Source organism: Novosphingobium naphthalenivorans NBRC 102051, from assembly GCF_001590985.1.
In the GTDB taxonomy this organism is placed as follows: Bacteria; Pseudomonadota; Alphaproteobacteria; order Sphingomonadales; family Sphingomonadaceae; genus Novosphingobium; species Novosphingobium naphthalenivorans.
Genome location: NZ_BCTX01000091.1, coordinates 1 through 16,213, shown reverse-complemented (window position 1 = coordinate 16,213; position 16,213 = coordinate 1). Strand labels below are relative to the sequence as shown.

The 16,213-nt window shown below is 60.3% G+C and carries 16 protein-coding genes; 14 read left to right on the top strand and 2 right to left on the bottom strand.

From position 1 onward, the window contains the following. From NN5_RS21225 to NN5_RS21210, 4 genes are all read left to right on the top strand, one after another. Positions 1–876 (top strand): phospholipase D-like domain-containing protein (locus tag NN5_RS21225; RefSeq protein ID WP_157081251.1); only part of this gene is annotated, 876 nt, incomplete at its 5' end. A 51-nt stretch (positions 877–927) separates the two neighbouring features. Beyond that, on the top strand, positions 928–1,737 hold the full coding sequence (gene ppk2, locus NN5_RS21220) for a polyphosphate kinase 2 (protein ID WP_067737981.1): 810 nt from the start codon (positions 928–930) through the stop codon (positions 1,735–1,737). A gap of 257 nt (positions 1,738–1,994) precedes the next feature. After that, positions 1,995–3,773: a DUF3141 domain-containing protein gene (locus tag NN5_RS21215; RefSeq protein ID WP_067737979.1), complete on the top strand. Its 1,779-nt coding sequence runs from the start codon at positions 1,995–1,997 to the stop codon at positions 3,771–3,773. Between the two features lie 170 nt (positions 3,774–3,943). Continuing rightward, the gene (locus NN5_RS21210) at positions 3,944–4,516 is read left to right on the top strand and encodes an RNA polymerase sigma factor (protein ID WP_245656648.1); all 573 of its coding nucleotides are present in this window, start codon (positions 3,944–3,946) and stop codon (positions 4,514–4,516) included. Positions 4,517–4,528: 12 nt separating this feature from the next. On the opposite strand, the gene NN5_RS25370 is transcribed toward NN5_RS21210, so the two are convergent. Continuing rightward, positions 4,529–5,266 (bottom strand): Crp/Fnr family transcriptional regulator, encoded by a 738-nt coding sequence (locus NN5_RS25370; protein ID WP_157081250.1) that lies wholly within the window; start codon positions 5,264–5,266, stop codon positions 4,529–4,531. 332 nt (positions 5,267–5,598) lie between these two features. On the opposite strand from NN5_RS25370, the gene NN5_RS21200 reads away from it, so the two are divergent. Then, positions 5,599–6,345, top strand: coding sequence for a methyltransferase family protein (locus tag NN5_RS21200; RefSeq protein WP_217998725.1), 747 nt, complete (start codon positions 5,599–5,601; stop codon positions 6,343–6,345). A 194-nt stretch (positions 6,346–6,539) separates the two neighbouring features. On the opposite strand, the gene NN5_RS21195 is transcribed toward NN5_RS21200, so the two are convergent. Beyond that, complete coding sequence (locus tag NN5_RS21195) at positions 6,540–7,004, bottom strand: DUF411 domain-containing protein (protein ID WP_067737970.1); 465 nt, start codon at positions 7,002–7,004, stop codon at positions 6,540–6,542. A 135-nt stretch (positions 7,005–7,139) separates the two neighbouring features. On the opposite strand from NN5_RS21195, the gene NN5_RS21190 reads away from it, so the two are divergent. From NN5_RS21190 to NN5_RS21150, 9 genes are all read left to right on the top strand, one after another. After that, positions 7,140–7,424 (top strand): hypothetical protein, encoded by a 285-nt coding sequence (locus NN5_RS21190; protein WP_067737967.1) that lies wholly within the window; start codon positions 7,140–7,142, stop codon positions 7,422–7,424. After that, complete coding sequence (locus NN5_RS21185) at positions 7,421–7,864, top strand: periplasmic heavy metal sensor (RefSeq protein ID WP_067737964.1); 444 nt, start codon at positions 7,421–7,423, stop codon at positions 7,862–7,864. Before NN5_RS21190 ends, NN5_RS21185 begins: the two co-directional genes overlap by 4 nt. 2 nt (positions 7,865–7,866) lie before the next feature. Then, on the top strand, positions 7,867–8,427 hold the full coding sequence (locus tag NN5_RS21180; RefSeq protein ID WP_067737961.1) for an RNA polymerase sigma factor: 561 nt from the start codon (positions 7,867–7,869) through the stop codon (positions 8,425–8,427). A gap of 242 nt (positions 8,428–8,669) precedes the next feature. Further along, positions 8,670–9,065 (top strand): hypothetical protein, encoded by a 396-nt coding sequence (locus tag NN5_RS21175; protein ID WP_067737958.1) that lies wholly within the window; start codon positions 8,670–8,672, stop codon positions 9,063–9,065. Positions 9,066–9,244: 179 nt separating this feature from the next. Then, on the top strand, positions 9,245–10,474 hold the full coding sequence (locus NN5_RS21170; protein ID WP_067737955.1) for a TolC family protein: 1,230 nt from the start codon (positions 9,245–9,247) through the stop codon (positions 10,472–10,474). Further along, positions 10,471–11,967 (top strand): efflux RND transporter periplasmic adaptor subunit, encoded by a 1,497-nt coding sequence (locus NN5_RS21165; RefSeq protein WP_084385082.1) that lies wholly within the window; start codon positions 10,471–10,473, stop codon positions 11,965–11,967. The genes NN5_RS21170 and NN5_RS21165 overlap by 4 nt, the downstream gene beginning before the upstream one ends. After that, positions 11,964–15,116, top strand: coding sequence for an efflux RND transporter permease subunit (locus NN5_RS21160; RefSeq protein WP_067737952.1), 3,153 nt, complete (start codon positions 11,964–11,966; stop codon positions 15,114–15,116). Before NN5_RS21165 ends, NN5_RS21160 begins: the two co-directional genes overlap by 4 nt. After that, positions 15,116–15,520, top strand: coding sequence for a copper-binding protein (locus NN5_RS21155; RefSeq protein WP_067737950.1), 405 nt, complete (start codon positions 15,116–15,118; stop codon positions 15,518–15,520). Before NN5_RS21160 ends, NN5_RS21155 begins: the two co-directional genes overlap by 1 nt. Before the next feature lie 101 nt (positions 15,521–15,621). Beyond that, positions 15,622–16,213, top strand: a 592-nt coding sequence (locus tag NN5_RS21150) for a multicopper oxidase domain-containing protein (protein WP_157081249.1), incomplete at its 3' end; no start/stop codon positions are given.

Sequence of the window (16,213 nt, the reverse complement as noted above, 5' to 3'; positions counted from 1 at the left end):
GATGCTCTGGGATCGGGACGAGTCTTTTCGCAATCCGCCGTGACCGTCCTTCGAAACGCGGGAGTCTCGGTTTGTTGGGCCCAAACTTGGAACTGGCGGCAACCTTGGCGCTATCAGCGTCGCGACCACAGCAAGTTGCTCGTGATCGACGATGGTATAACCTATGTTGGAGGGTTCAACATAGGCGAGGAGAGTTCGCTGCGATACAGCGGCAAAGGCCGATGGCGCGACCTGCACATACGCTTGTCTGGACCGATCGCACGGCGCGCGGCGAGGCTGTTCGAATCCCGACATGCCTTCGGGCGAGACCGCGTCGAGGACGAATGGTTCGGCGCCTACCTCCTGATGTCGAATTACGGCATTCGATGCAGGTACAGACTGCGCTGCTTGCTCAATGGCCGCTTGCGTCATGCTGTCAGCAGAATTTGGCTGACTACTCCCTATTTCGTACCCGACAGCGGCACGCAACGTCGATTGATTAGTGCCGCTCAACGAGGGGTTGATGTCCGCCTTCTCGTGCCTGCCAAGAGCGATATCCGGATTACACAATGGGCCGCTCGAATGCTCTACGAGAATCTGTTGCGTGCCGGTGTTAAAATTTACGAATATTCCCCCCAATTTCTCCATGCCAAGACGATCCTTGTCGATAGCAACTGGAGCTCGATAGGTACGGCGAATTTCGATTATCGCAGCTTCTTCTTGAATTACGACTTGGCATTAATTTGCTCGTCGGAAATCATATGTGATGAACTCGCGAACATGTTCGAAATCAACATTTCTGATTCCAGGATTGTGGAGGAAAGGGTCTGGCGCTCCAGGCCCTATACATCAAGAATTCAAGAATTCTTGGGGTGGGTGGTTCGCCGCTTCCTGTGATGTGCGTTGAAGCAGACGACAGGCCCGAATTACACTACGGAAGGAGTAATCATGGCCCACAACAAAGAGAGACCCGAGCAAGGTGATCCTGCGCTGACCCCCAGCGATATCGAGCATTACAAGCAGCGGCTTCGGGAATTGCAGATCGAACTCGTCAAGTTTCAACGGCACCTCATCAAGTTCGACCACAAGGTTCTGGTGTTATTCGAAGGCCGGGATGCCGCAGGAAAGGACGGTGCGATCAAGCGGATTGTCCAGCATCTCAGTCCCCGCGATACACGGGTGGTCGCCCTTGGGAAGCCATCGGAAAAGGATGTCAGTTCCTGGTATTTTCAACGGTACGTTTCACACCTGCCGTCGTCTCAGGAAATGGTCCTGCTGAACCGAAGTTGGTACAATCGCGCCGGTGTGGAGCGTGTGATGGGTTTTTGCTCTGGCGATCAATATCATGAGTTCATGGCAACGGTCATTGACTTCGAGCACCTGCTGGTTCGCTCCGGCATCCAGGTGTTCAAATACTATCTCGATGTTTCGAAAAAGGAGCAGCGCAAGCGCTTGCGTGACCGCAAAACCGATCCGCTCAAGCAGTGGAAGACCAGCCCGATCGATGCGGTCGCGATCAAGCACTGGGATGACTACACGGCCGCGCGCGATGCGATGCTGGAAGGGACGCACAATGCAGTCACGCCCTGGTACATCGTCCGCGCGGACAACAAGAAACTCGCAAGGTTAAACATCATCCGGGATCTCATGAGACGCGTGGAATGTCCGGATAAGGATGAACATGCGGCCACGCCCGACCGAGAGATCGTGTTTCCATATGAGTCACGCTTTGCGTCCGACGGAACGTTGGCGCGCTGAAGTAAACCATTGCCCGGCGAATATTTTGTCTGGACCGTGCTCGCCTCGGCAGGCGACATTCCACCAGAGTTTGATTTGCGTTAAGAACCTTGCGTTTCGTTTTGACTATCTTGTGCATCGCAGCAACCGGGTGACACGCCAATGCGAGTGGCTGGTGCGCCATCGACGAAGCCGAACAATGCGTCGGATATCTTTGAGGCGCGCGCCAGGCTCCGCCCGCGGCTCCGGATACCCTATCCACTACCAAGGGTCATGTGATGGAAGTGGTAAGGTCGATCGCCGACAGATCATCGCGACAGTCAACAGAATCGGGAAAGGCCTCCGCGCCGGACGAAGATCAGGTTTCAGCGACTGCTTATAAAAACAGTGAAGTGTCGCATCATCCTGACCAGATGGACTTCATGATGATGGTCCGCCAAACGTGGAACTATCAGCGAGATCTGTTTGAGCGCTCAATCCTTTTCTGGGACACCTTGCGCCAGCGTGCCGACAATATGATCGCGCATGAGCGTGCTGGCAAACCCCCGCTGCTGGACTTCGATTATGAAGTACTGCTCGACGCCCGCCGCTTTGAGCACCCGGCCAATTATGCCTTGCTGCACATTTCCCGCATTGGGGAAGCGTGCTTCGAGGATTGCATCGACCCTGCAAAGCCGCCTGTCATCGTCGTTGATCCACGCGCCGGGCACGGGCCGGGGATCGGTAGCTTCAAGCGGGACTCAGAAGTCGGAATGGCGATGCATGAAGGCCATACCGTCTATTTTGTGTCATTCTTCCCGGAGCCTTGTCCTGGCCAGACTCTGGGGGATGTGCTTCATGCGCTACGTCGCTTCGTTGAAGAGGTTGCCAAGCGGCATCCGGAAACGCCTCCGATACTCTATGGCAATTGCCAGGCAGGCTGGGCCATCACACTGCTGTCGGCGGATTGCGTGGGGCTCGTTGGCCCGGCCGTGCTCAACGGCTCGCCACTTTCCTATTGGGCAGGTGCAGCCGGCATCAATCCGATGCGTATTGCAGGCGGTTTGGTCGGTGGCGTGTGGCTTGTGCACTTGCTCGCCGATCTTGGTGACGGACGCTTTGACGGAGCGTGGCTTGTCGCGAATTTCGAAAATCTCAAGCCCGAGGCCATCTGGGAAAAGTATGCCAACCTGTTTGCCGACATCGATATCGAGCGGGAGCGCTTTCTCGATTTTGAGCGCTGGTGGAATGGATGGTATTTTCTCACCCGTGAGGAGATCGTGGCGATTGTTGGAAATCTTTTCATTGGCAATAAGTTGGAAGACGGGACGTTCCCAATATGCCAAGGTTGTAACGCCGCTCTTCGGCAGATTCACAATCCGCTGGTCATATTCGCATCCTTCGGGGACAATATTACTCCGCCCCAACAGGCGCTGGGCTGGATTCCTGCCGTCTACAAGGACACGGAAGATCTTAAGTCAGCGGGCCAACGGATCGTTTATCTGACGAATTCTCACGTTGGGCATCTCGGAATTTTCGTCTCCGCCAAGGTTGCTCGCCTCGAGCATCGCGCAATTCTCGATAGTCTTCAGGAAATTGAAGCGCTTGCACCTGGGCTGTACGAAATGAAGATCGACAATCCCACAGGCGATCCCGATTGCCACAAGCCCCAATATTCGGTTCGCTTTGAAGAACGGCAAGTCTGCGATATCGAAGTCAACACGCCATATCGCGCGTTCGAAAGAGTTCGCGCACTCTCGGAAGCGAATGAACAATTATACAAGATGTTCGTCAGCCCGGTTGTCCAGTGCTTCTCAAATCCCTTGACCGCCGCGATGCTCGAATGGCTGCATCCCATGCGTACGAGCCGATATCTCTTCTCGGAGACGTTCAGTCCTTGGATGCAAGTTGTCGCCAAGATGGCCAGGGCTATTGATCAAGGTCGAACGCCGCTTCCCTCAGACGACGTTTTCCTCGCTCGCGAACGTCAATTCCTTTCGGACATTTCCGACGCGATCGAAGAAGGGCGCAAACGTCGTGATGCCATCGAAGAAGAGGTATTTAAACTACTCTTTTGACGACCGGCGGCTCCTGAAACCCTCTCTGTCATATGGCTACCGGTCGACACCGCCCTCTGGTTTTGTACCGCAAATTTTATGGCGGTGACGTAAAAGGGTGAGCCATGTCAGTCGAGAGCGATCCACATACCCGTCCAAGTTCCGCCAATCGAACTCATCCCGCAGAAGCCATGGATGCGGTTCGCAAAGCTCTGCTCGATGCGCGCAGGGAAATACGGGGTTTTCTCGTACGCCGATTGAAGGAGCGCACTGCGGCAGAGGACGTATTGCAGCAGTTCAGTTTGCGCGCTCTGGAGCGGTCGTCGGAACTCCGTGACGTAAAGTCCGTACGTGGATGGCTGAGCCGGATACTTTCCAGCGTGATCGCGGATTACCAACGCTCGGAAGTGAGACGGCGCAACATGAAAGCGGCTGTCCGGCAATCCACATTGTCCGACGAGGAGTTCGAGCCAGAGCCGGAAATTGACAGCGCGGTTTGTCAGTGTCTCCATCATCTGATGCCGACGCTCCGGCCGTCCTATGCGGACATCCTTTCGCGGATCGATCTTGCCGGCGAGACGAGGCAGCGCGTGGCGCAAAGTCTGGGCACTTCTCCCAGCAACGTCACTGTTCGGCTCCATCGTGCGCGCCAGGCGCTCCGCAAACGGCTCGAACAGTTTTGCACCACATGCCCGGAACACGGATATCAAGACTGCGCCTGCCAGGAAATGAGAGTCCTGCGCGAACGGGCCGCCAGAACCTGACCGGCCTGAAGTTCAGACAATCCAAGATTTGAGCGTCTCGGGATCGATCTCAGCCGCATCGATCAATCTGTCGGGATCGAGGATTCTTAGGCGCCGATAGTGAAACGCCGCGATTCCTTCGCGCTTCAGTTCATGCAGCACACGATTGACATGCACGCTGCTGAGGCCTGTTGCGTCGCCCAATTGTTCCTGTGTCAAAGGCAATCGCACAGCCTCAATACCGTGTCCGGGGAGGCGCGACCAGGCCCGTACGAAAAGCTGGAGCAGAAGGCGGGCTACGCGGACCCTTGCAGGCGAGCGGCCTATGCTGGTGAGAAGATCGAATGCGAGATCGGTGTCGCGGGCCATCGACTGTGCAAGAGCCAGTGCAAAGCCTGGGCGCTCGGCTACAAGTTCACGTACCCTGCGATGGGGAATTTCGGCTACAACTGCACGGGTCAGTGCCTGAACGCCGAATGTCGAGACCGTGCCTTTCGACGGTGGCAATCCCAGAAGTGTATCGGCAACAGCAAAATGAAGAATCTGCCGCTTTCCGTTCTCGAGAAGCGTGTAGAGGAGAGTCCATCCCTCGATCAGGACAAAGATTGCATTTTGTTGACTGCCGGGGCCGAACAAGTCCTCGCCAGCCTTGAGTTGACGTTGCCGCAGGCATTGCGCCTTAAGTGCCTCAATGACGTTCGCGCCGGACGCGTCTCGATACCTTGCATCGTGGGAGATGCCGATCGGACCTGAACCGCCACGGCCGCTCACGGCAAACGCACCGCACGGTTCAAGCCGCAAATTCCGGCCCGGGATAAACCGGTAAAATCAATAATGTGCACGAAATATCCCGATCGGCGTTGGCAACGGCGATGGGCAGATGAATTCCGGTCGCCTGACGCTACAGACGCTCGAGCTGTGGGGTCATTACAGTTTCAGCATCGAAACATGGCGACGCTGACGTGTGCCTCGGGCGCGGCCATGCGTTTTCTGCCCGGAGAAAAAGATGAGCAGCAGGGAGGTGCCGCCAGAAGCGATTTTCGAGCTTAATCCACGTCAAAGAATTTGCGTTCGATCAGTCAGAAACTGATTGTCACATCCGCATGTCAAGCAATAATCCGGGACGAGCCGATGTCGTCGGCGTGGTGACTGCCGGGCTGTGCATGATTGGCGGGCGCATGATCAAGGGCACTCAAATCATGAACGAACATTTTGCACATTCCGGGGCTTGGGCGCTCGCGATCATCATGATCGTCGTCGCATCCTGGTTGTTTTACCGATATGCCGCGCCAAAATCATGGCGGGAATGGGCCGGCGCGGGCTTGGTCCAGGCCTTCATAATCGCGCTCTATGCCGAAATGTATGGCTTTCCCCTGACGATCTACCTGCTGGTCCGATTTTTTCATCTGGACCGAACCAATCTCAATGCCAATCTTTGGTCGACACTCGTCGGAATGGGCGAAACGGGTATGATGATCTCCATGCTCGTTGGGTATGCGCTGCTGTTTGTCGGGATCGGGCTCTTCATTCAGGGATGGCGGGAACTCTATCGCGCGCACGAGAATCAAAGGCTCGCGACAACGGGCCTATACGCGTTCGTCCGACATCCCCAGTACACTGGGCTCTTCATTGGCCTGTTCGGTGAAGGCGTCGTGCATTGGCCAACGGTGTTTTCGGTGATTCTTTTCCCGCTCATCGTGGTGACATACACTTTGCTCGCTTTTCGAGAAGAACGGCGCATGCTTGATGAGTTTGGAGAGCAATATCGCCGCTATCGGGAAAGCGTGCCGATGTTTTTCCCCGGCCACCGCCAGTGGCGCCAGTTCATTGCCCGGTCGCAGTCAGAGTAGGTTCAAAGCCCGTTACCGGCACGAATGGATCTCAACGGGTTTTCGGCTTTGAATTGGAATCAAGTGGTCGACCGCGGTTGTGGCGATGGTGGATAACTTCCGAAAATCCAGACTCTCGGGTTCGCCAAGACCAGCGCCCGGCCAGGTACCCTGCCGGGCGCTGAGGTGAGGCAATCAGCACAGCGGCGGAATATTCAATAGCTCGCAAAAACCTGTCGTCCTGTGGGGCCGAATGCGATGACCTGATAGTGTTGTGTCTGATTTCCCATTTCCATTCCTGGCGCACCGAGTGGCATTCCGGGGACGGCGAGGCCGGACACGCCGGGGGGCTTTTGCCGCAAGAGCCTAGCCACATCGCGCGCCGGAACATGTCCTTCGATGACGTAGCCATCTGCCATCATGGTGTGACATGAACGCAGGTTCTGCGGCACGGACTTGGCGTCCTTAACCCTGCCCATGTCAGGCGCATCAACGATCGCTACCCGGGCTTTGAGGTTCGAGCGGATATGTGCGGCCCAGCTCTCGCAACAGCCACAATGGGGGTCGCGATACATCGTGTAAGTTGCTGCGGCCTCGGCCGTGCTGGTGTAGGCAGCCAGCACCGTAAGCAGCACAACTGCCGCTGAACGGCGAAGAGGTTCCGTAACCGGTACAGTCATCGATTTGCCTTTCCTATGTGGCGCGTTCTTGAATCCATATACGGTGCTGAAACAGGGACTCCTCGCAGATATTTGAGGGCTCGGAGCCTTTGTCACGTATAGTCGGTACAACGGACATTTCAGGATCGAACGGTGATGGACGACGAACGATTGGATATTCTCTTGTCAGGCCTCGCGTCGGACCCCGCCTTGCGCGTAGCCGGGGCCGACTTTCGTGACGGGGTCTGGCAGCGCATCGGAGAGATCGTGGAGGCCCGCCAACAACGGCGGCAGATCACCATCAGCCTTGCCGTCGTCGTGATTGGCCTTGGCACCGGTTTCGGCGTGACGCATGGCCCGACCTATCCCCAGGCGCCGCGCTATGCCCTGGTCGACGGTTCCGATTTTGCCCCTTCGACGCTTTTGCATGTCGCGCCATGAAGATTACTCCCGTCTACATCCTCCTTCTTTTGCTTCTGGCCGTAGCCGCCGGAGCGCTCGGCACTTACGGCGCCAATCGCTGGATCGCGGCTCAAGCACAGCCACATGGCATTCACGAGTTCGTGCATAAGGAACTGCGCCTTACGGCGTCGCAGGAGACGCAGCTCGAAGGGCTCGAACAAAATTTCGCCGTTCAGCACAGCCAACTCGAACTGGCTCTGAGAGCCGCAAATGCCAATCTGGCGCGGGCGATGAACGAAGAACACCGCTACGGCCCGAAGGTCGGCGCAGCTATTGACCAGGTCCACGCCCGCATGGGTGATTTGCAAAAAGCCACGGTCCAACATGTCTTCAACATGCGCGCGCTGCTTGATCCGCAACAGCAGAAAGCATTTGACCGCGAAGTCAGCGAGGCGCTGACGAGCGATCCCAAGAATTAGGCGTGAGCGAGGGGGAGGACATCAGCGACGCGCAGCTGATTGCTGCCGCCAAGTCTGGTGAGCGCCGCGCCTTCGATGAACTTGTGGCCCGGCATGTGCCAAGGCTGCTGATCCTCGCAACCAGAATGCTTTCCAACGAAGCCGATGCACAGGATGCTGTGCAAAACGCCATGGCTTCCGCTTGGTTGGCACTGCATCGCTTTGATGAAGCAAGATCCGTTGCCCCCTGGCTCACGACGATCACCCTCAACAAATGCCGTGATGCCATGCGGGCCCGCCGGTTGCGGAACATCTTTGGTTTCGAAGCCGACGACCGAGGCGTCACGGTGGCTGACCCTCATCCAGGACAGGACAGCCAGATGGCTGACAGGCAAGCGCTGGCGCTGGTGCGCGAGGAAATCACGCGACTTCCATCAAATCTCAAGGAGCCGTTCGTGTTGGTGACGTTCGACGGGCGGAGCCAGGCCGAGGCGGCGCAAATCCTTGGGATCACCGAAAAGGCCGTCGAAACGCGCATCTATCGCGCGCGAGCGCGACTGAAGGAAAGATTCGCAAAATCATGAGATTGGTCGCCTTCTCAAGCCTAGCCGAACTCTGTGACGGTGGCGTACGAGTTTCTGGCATAGCTCGCGATTGTCGCTGGCTATGTCGCCAACCACAGTCCGGACTCGAAGCAAGGACGATAACGGCCCAGAGGATGCCAAAAAAAATCCCGGTTGACTTGGAGGCGACAACAATCCTTACGGAAGAACAGTTATTGATTTGCCGCAAAGCTGAATACTGGGAGTCCCCCTAGAGTTTCGAAATGGTACGACTGATTGCCTGCCTGATCGCGCTTGGCGCATTGCTCGGCCTATTGGGGCAGGGCGTCGCTTCGGCGCGAGCGATCCCGGTGATGTCGGTCATGCAGAATCATGATCATGTGGCGAGCTCGGGGCAAGGCCCGATTCATCACCAGATGGCTGCCTCCCAGCCGATGCAGGGATGCGAGGACTGCCCGATGACGGGGCATGATGGGAAACCTTGCAATGACGTCAATCATTGCCTGGCGATGTCGGGGAGCGCCCTTCTGCTTCCCGACGCCATGCCGCTTTCGTCCCTGCGGTCGATGACCGCGCAGCGGCATCTGGCTTTGCGCGCTGCCGAATTGAGCGGCCTTGCCGCGCCGCCCTTTACCGAACCACCCATCCTGTCGGCCTGAGCCGCGCGTCGGAGATAGTCCGGCGGCACCATGACGGCGGAAAGCCTGGCGCCCTTTTTTGAGCGCGTGCTGGCCGCTTCCCATTCTGTCTGGTTGCCGCCCCGTTCTCTGCCGCGCCGTGTTCAATGCGGTGCTCGTGCGGCTGCCAATGAGCTTCGCGCGAGGGAACAGGACTTCTCATGCGATTACTGATGGCCCTGCCGCTTTTGGCAGGAACGGCGTGCCCCGCGCTGGCAGGCCCGCTGACATTCGAAGAAGCGCTCGATCAGGCGCGCGCCAACGCCCCGATGATCGAGGCGAACAATGCGCGTGTCTCGGCAAGCGAAGCCAGCGCCATCGCCGCTGGACAACTGCCCGATCCACGTCTTTCGCTAGGTTTCGACAATCTTCCGGTGTCGGGGCCGCCGGCCTTCACGCTTGATGGTTCGATGATGACCGCCCAGCGCATCGGATTACAGCAGGATATTCCAAATCTCGCCAAGCGTCACGCCAGCGAAGCGAGCGCCGAAGCCGCGACGGGTCTCGCACAAGCACGATCGGCGGTGACACGGCTCGACGTGACGGTCGCCACCGCGACGGCCTGGATCGATCTTGCCTATGCCGACAGGCGCCTGGCCGCGATCGATGCTGTGCTGGAGCGGCTCGGACACCTGGTCCCCGCGGCCAGAGCAAGCGTTGCTTCAGGCAGCGCCCGGCCCGGGCAAAGCCTTCGCATTCGTCAGGCCGTTGCCGGACTGGAGGACCGCCGCAGCGTGATCATGGCCGAACAGGTGCAGGCTCAGGCCTCGCTCGAGCGCTGGACCGGAAACGATGATCCCAAGGCACAGGGCGGCGTCCCGGCCTTCGCCTTCGATCCCGCCGGGTTGCGCCTCGCGATCGAGAGCAATCCGCGCCTGCGCGCGGCCGATGCCGGGATCGGGGCGGCGCAGGCGGACGCCCAGATGGCCCGGGCCGGAAAGCGGCCGGACTGGGGCGTGAGCCTGTCCTTCGGCCATCGCGATCCCGCCTATGGCAATGTCGTCTCGGTGGGGGCGAGCATGACCTTGCCGCTATTTCCGGGAAAGCGGCAGAACCCGCGCATTGCGGCCGCCGAAGCGGACCTTTCGGCTGCCCGGGCGCAGCGCGAGGACACGAGGCGGGCTCTAGCCGCTGAACTGGAGCGCGGTCTTGCAACCCACGCCATGCAGGTCGCGCAATGGCGCCGGGCACAGGGCACGCTGCTGCCGCTTGCCCGGCAGGAAGCCGATCTGGAAACCGCCAGCTACGGTGCGGGCCGTGCTGGCCTGATCGATGTGATCTCGGCCGAGACCGCGCTAGCCGAGACGCAGCTCGACGTTCTCGACCGCGAAGCGCGCGTGACGCGGCAAGCCGCAATCCTTTTTCTGACATTCGGGGGTGATAACCAATGAGCCCGACTTCCTTCCTCTCTGCTTCGCGCACGCGCATGTGCGCGGGTGCAGCCGCCATTGCGATCCTTGGCGGTGCTGCAGGCTTCGGCCTTGCGAGCCTGAGCCGCGCACCCTCCGAGGAGGCGGCGGCAGGCCATGTAGGCCGCAAGGTGCTCTACTGGTACGATCCGATGTCTCCCAGCCAGCACTTCGACAAGCCGGGCAAGTCGCCGTTCATGGATATGCAGCTGGTTCCCAAATACGCCGATGAGGTGGGCGGCGAACCCGCAGTACAGATCGACCCGTCGCTGTCGCAGAGCCTGGGCATGCGCACCGCCATGGCGCGGATGGGCACGCTGAGCAGCGCAATAAGCGCGACGGGGGTCATCGCGTTCAACGAGCGCGATGTCGCGATTGTCCAGCCGCGCGCCGGTGGTTTCGTGCAACGCACTTATGCCCGCGCGCCCGACGACCTGATCAGGGCCGGCACCCCGATCGTCGATCTGCTGGTGCCGGAATGGGGCGGCGCGCAACAGGAATATATCGCGACCTTGCGGACGGGTGACGTTGCGCTTTCCCGCGCGGCGCGGCAGCGGCTGTTGCTGCTGGGCATGCCGGCCTCGACCGTTGCCGCGGTCGAGAAGGGACGGCGCACCAGCACCGTCTACACCGTGACGGCGCCGGTCGGGGGCATGATCTCGACTCTCGATGTGCGGCCCGGCATGACCGTCTCTCCGGGCCAGACCCTCGCGCAGATCAACGGACTGTCCAGCGTCTGGCTCGACGCGGCTGTCCCCGAAGCGGTGGCCGGTTCTGTCTCTCCCAGGCAAACGGCAACGGTCACGCTGGCCGCTTTTCCCGGCGAGACGCTGCACGGGCGGATCAGGACCATACTGCCCAAGGCGGCCGACGAAAGCCGCACGCTGACCGTACGCATCGAACTGCCTAATCCCGGCCTCAAACTCAGGCCCGGCATGTTCGCCGAGGTGAACTTCGCCGGTGAGGAACAGCAGGCCCTGCTGGTACCCTCCGATGCAGTGATCCAGACCGGCAAGCGCAGCATCGTCATGCTTGCGCTGGACAAGGGCCGCTACCGTCCCGCCGAAGTGCGAACCGGGCGCGCCGGCGGCGGGCAGACGGAAATCCTCGCAGGTCTTGCTGAAGGCGAGAAGGTCGTCACCTCGGGCCAGTTCCTGATCGATTCCGAGGCCAGCCTTTCCGGCATGGACGTGCGGCCGATCGGCGGTAAAGACAATGCGGCGCCGAACGGTCAACCTGCGAAGGCGGAGACTTACGAGACCCGCGGGGTGATCCAGAAGATCACCGCGGCCGGCGTCACGCTCAAGCATGAGCCGGTCCCGACGCTCCAGTGGCCGGGCATGACCATGATGTTCCGGCTGGAGAAGCCTGTGCTCGCGCGCGGCTTCAAGGTCGGCGACCGGGTGCGCTTCACCTTCAGCCAGGAGGAAGCGGGACCGACGATCCGGAGCCTGAGCCGGGAGGCCGGGAAATGATCGAACGGCTGCTCGATTGGTCCATCGCCAACCGGCTCTTCATCGTCCTTGCCGCCATCGCCCTGTCGGCGGCGGGTCTATGGGCCGTGCGTACCACGCCGATCGACGCCTTGCCCGATCTGTCGGACGTGCAGGTGGTGATCCGCACCAGCTATCCAAGACAGGCGCCTCGCATCGTCGAGGATCAGGTTACTTATCCGCTGGCAACGACCATGCTCTCGGTTCCGGGCGCGAAGACGGTGCGCGGCTATTCCTTTTTCGGGGACAGCTATGTCTATGTGATCTTCGAGGACGGTACTGACCTCTACTGGGCGCGTTCGCGCGTACTCGAATATCTCAATCAGGTGCAGGGCCGGTTGCCCGAAGGCGTGACCAGCGCGATCGGCCCCGACGCCACCGGCGTTGGCTGGATCTACGAATATGCGCTGGTGGACCGGACCGGCCAGCATGACCTCAGCCAATTGCGCAGCATCCAGGACTGGTTCCTGCGCTATGAACTCAAGACCGTGCCCGGCATTGCCGAAGTTGCCAGCATCGGCGGCATGGTGAAGCAATATCAGGTCGTGCTCGATCCGGTGAAGCTCGCTGGATACGGCGTGACTTTCCAGGACGCGGTCGCGGCGATACGCAAGGCCAATCAGGAAGTCGGCGGATCGGCCCTCGAAATGGGCGAGGCCGAATATATGGTCCGCGCCTCGGGCTATCTGCAAACGCTGGACGATTTTCGCGCTATTCCGCTGAAGACGGCCAGGGGCGGCGTTCCTGTCACTTTGGGAGACGTCGCGACGATTCGGCTCGGTCCGGAAATGCGGCGCGGCATTGCCGACCTCAATGGCGCAGGCGAAGTCGCGGGCGGCGTTGTAATCCTGCGACAGGGGGCGGACGCACGCAGCGCCATCGCGGCGGTGAAGGAGCGGTTGGCAACGCTGCGCAAAAGCCTGCCGGCGGGCGTCGAGATCGTGCCCACCTATGACCGCTCGCAGATCATCGATGCCTCGGTCGAGAACCTCACTCACAAGCTGATCGAGGAATTCGTCGTCGTGGCGCTGGTCTGTGCGCTGTTCCTCTGGCACGTCCGCTCGGCGCTGGTGGCGATCGTGACGCTGCCGCTGGGTGTGCTCGCGGCGTTCCTAGTCATGCGGTTCCAGGGTGTAAGTGCCAATATCATGTCGCTCGGCGGCATTGCCATCGCCGTGGGGGCGATGGTCGATGCGGCCGTGGTCATGATCGAGAATGCCCACAAGCATATCGAGCAATGGGAGCACGAACATCCAGGAATTGCGCTGGAAGGTCCGGCGAGATGGCGCGTCGTAGCCGATGCCGCGCGCGAGGTGGGGCCGGCGCTGTTCTTCAGCCTTCTCATCATCACGCTGTCGTTCCTGCCGGTCTTCACCCTGCAGGCGCAGGAAGGGCGGCTGTTTTCACCGCTCGCCTTCACCAAGACCTATTCGATGGCGGCCGCCGCGATCCTGTCGGTGACGTTGGTGCCGATCCTGATGGGCTGGCTTATCCGGGGACGCATCCCTTCCGAGCATGACAATCCGATCAACCGGACCTTGATCAAGGCTTACCGTCCCGCGCTCGACTGGGTGATGCAGCGGCCCAGGGCGGTACTGATCGCGGCGGTGTTCGTATTCCTCACCACGGCATGGCCTGTGGCGAAGCTGGGCGGAGAGTTTCTGCCGCCGCTCAATGAAGGCGACTTGCTATACATGCCCTCCGCATTGCCCGGCATTTCGGCGGCGAAGGCGGGGCAACTGCTTCAGCAGACCGACCGGCTGATCAAGACCGTGCCCGAAGTGGAGAGCGTGTTCGGCAAGGCCGGGCGGGCCGATACCGCGACCGACCCGGCCCCGCTCACCATGTTCGAGACGACCATCCATTTCAAGCCGCGCGACCAGTGGCGCCCGGGCATGACGCCTGCCAGGCTGGTCGACGAGCTTGATCGCACTGTGAAGGTGCCTGGCCTCTCAAACATCTGGGTGCCCCCGATCCGCAATCGCATCGACATGCTGGCAACCGGTATTAAGAGCCCGATCGGCATCAAGGTCTCGGGCGCGGATCTCAATGCGATCGACCGCGTCGCGCGCAGCATCGAAACTGTGGCGAAGAGCGTGCCCGGCGTCAGTTCGGCCTTGGCCGAACGGCTCGAAGGCGGTCGCTATGTCGATGTCGATATCGATCGCCAGACCGCCGGGCGGTATGATCTCAACATCGCCGACGTGCAGCAGATCGTCGCAGGGGCCGTGGGTGGCGCCAATGTCGGACGCACGGTCGAGGGACTGGCGCGCTATCCGATCAACGTGCGCTATCCGCGCGAAGTGCGCGATAGCATCGATACCTTACGAAACCTGCCGATTCTCACACCATCGGGACAGCAGATCACGCTCGGCACGGTGGCCTCGCTGCGCATCGCCGATGGCCCCCCCATGCTCAAGAGCGAGAACGGGCGGCCAACCACCTATGTCTACATCGACGTGCGCGGGCGCGATCTCGTCTCGGTGGTGCACGACCTGCAGGACGCGGTCGCGGCTCAAGTCAAGCTGCCACCGGGCGTCAGCATCGCCTATGCCGGGCAGTTCGAATATCTCAGCCGTGCGATCTCCCGCCTCAAGATCGTGGTCCCGGCAACCCTCGCGACCATCTACCTACTGCTCTTCATGATCTTCCGCCGCTGGGACGAGGCCGCACTCGTAATGGGCACACTGCCCTTCGCACTGACGGGCGGGTTCTGGCTGCTCTACTGGCTGGGGTATAGCCAGTCGGTCGCGACCGGTGTCGGCTTCATTGCCCTGGCCGGCGTCTCTGCGGAATTTGGGGTAGTGATGCTGCTCTACCTCAAGCAGGCGCTCGAAAGATACGGCCCCCATCCAACCCTTGCGAATGTTCGGACGGCTGTGCGCGATGGTGCGCTACTTCGGGTCCGGCCCAAGGCGATGACGGTGGCGGTCATCCTCGCCGGCCTCCTTCCAGTTCTGGTCGGAACCGGTGCCGGCTCGGAGATAATGAGCCGCATCGCCGCGCCCATGATCGGCGGCATGATCACCGCGCCGCTGCTCTCGATGTTTCTCATTCCAGCAGGCTACCTGCTGATGCGAGCGCCCCGGGTATCTCGTTCCCCTGTTATACCTTTGCAAGGAGAAGACTGATGAAGCCTATAATGATGATCCTCGGCCCGGCACTGCTGCTCTCGGCCTGCGGACAAAAGACGGCAGAAGCACCCGACAGCACCGCCAACTCGTCCCAGCCCGCTGTTCAGGCGATGGAAACGATGCACGATGCGGTCGGCGGCAACGGCAATGCCATGCCGATGAACGGGGCGAACATGGCGGGCATGGCAAGCGGCATGGGCATGATCACCGCTGTCGACCCGAAGGGCGGCACTGTCACGATCAAGCACGGACCGATCCCGACAGCGAACTGGCCGGCCATGACGATGATGTTCAATGCCGATCCGCGGATGCTCGAAGGAATGATGCCCGGCGACCAGGTATCCTTCGATCTCAAGCTCAAGGATGGCGGCGGCGAGATAACTGCGATCCGGAAGCAGTGAGCCAGGCGCCGCCGAAATTTGAGGGAAGAGTCTCAGAAAATATGAGGGGCACCAGCCTCGTATCCGTAAAGTTATCAGACAACGAATTCAGGGATTCAACAATGTCCTCGATCGATCGAAGAAGATTTCTGGTCGCAGGTTCCGCCTCGCTTGGAGCCCTCGGCCTTGCCCGTGCCATACCGGCATGGGCCATGGGGCGTCCGGGCGGAACGCTGGCGCGGCGGGGCAGCGATGTCCTGTCGGGCGACCATCTCACCATGACCGTGGCCGACGCCACTTTCCGGACCGGAAAGCGGCACGGGCCGGCGGTCACCGTCAACGGCACGCTGCCAGGGCCGCTGCTGCGGCTCAAGGAGGGCCAGAACCTTGTCGTCGATCTCGTCAACGACAGCTCCGAAGGCACGTCGATACACTGGCATGGCATGCTTGTACCATTCCTAATGGACGGCGTCCCCGGCGTAACCATGGCGGCGGTGAAGCCCGGCGAGACGTTTCGCTATGAATTCCCGATCCGCCAGGCCGGCACCTACTGGTGGCATGCCCATACGCTTCAGGAGCCGATGGGGCACTACGGCCCGATCGTGATCGATCCGCTGGAGCCCGATCCCTTCACCTGGGGCCGCGAATATGTGCTGATGCTGTCCGACTGGTCGCCCATCCGACCCATGGCGATCATGAAAAAGCTCAGGACAC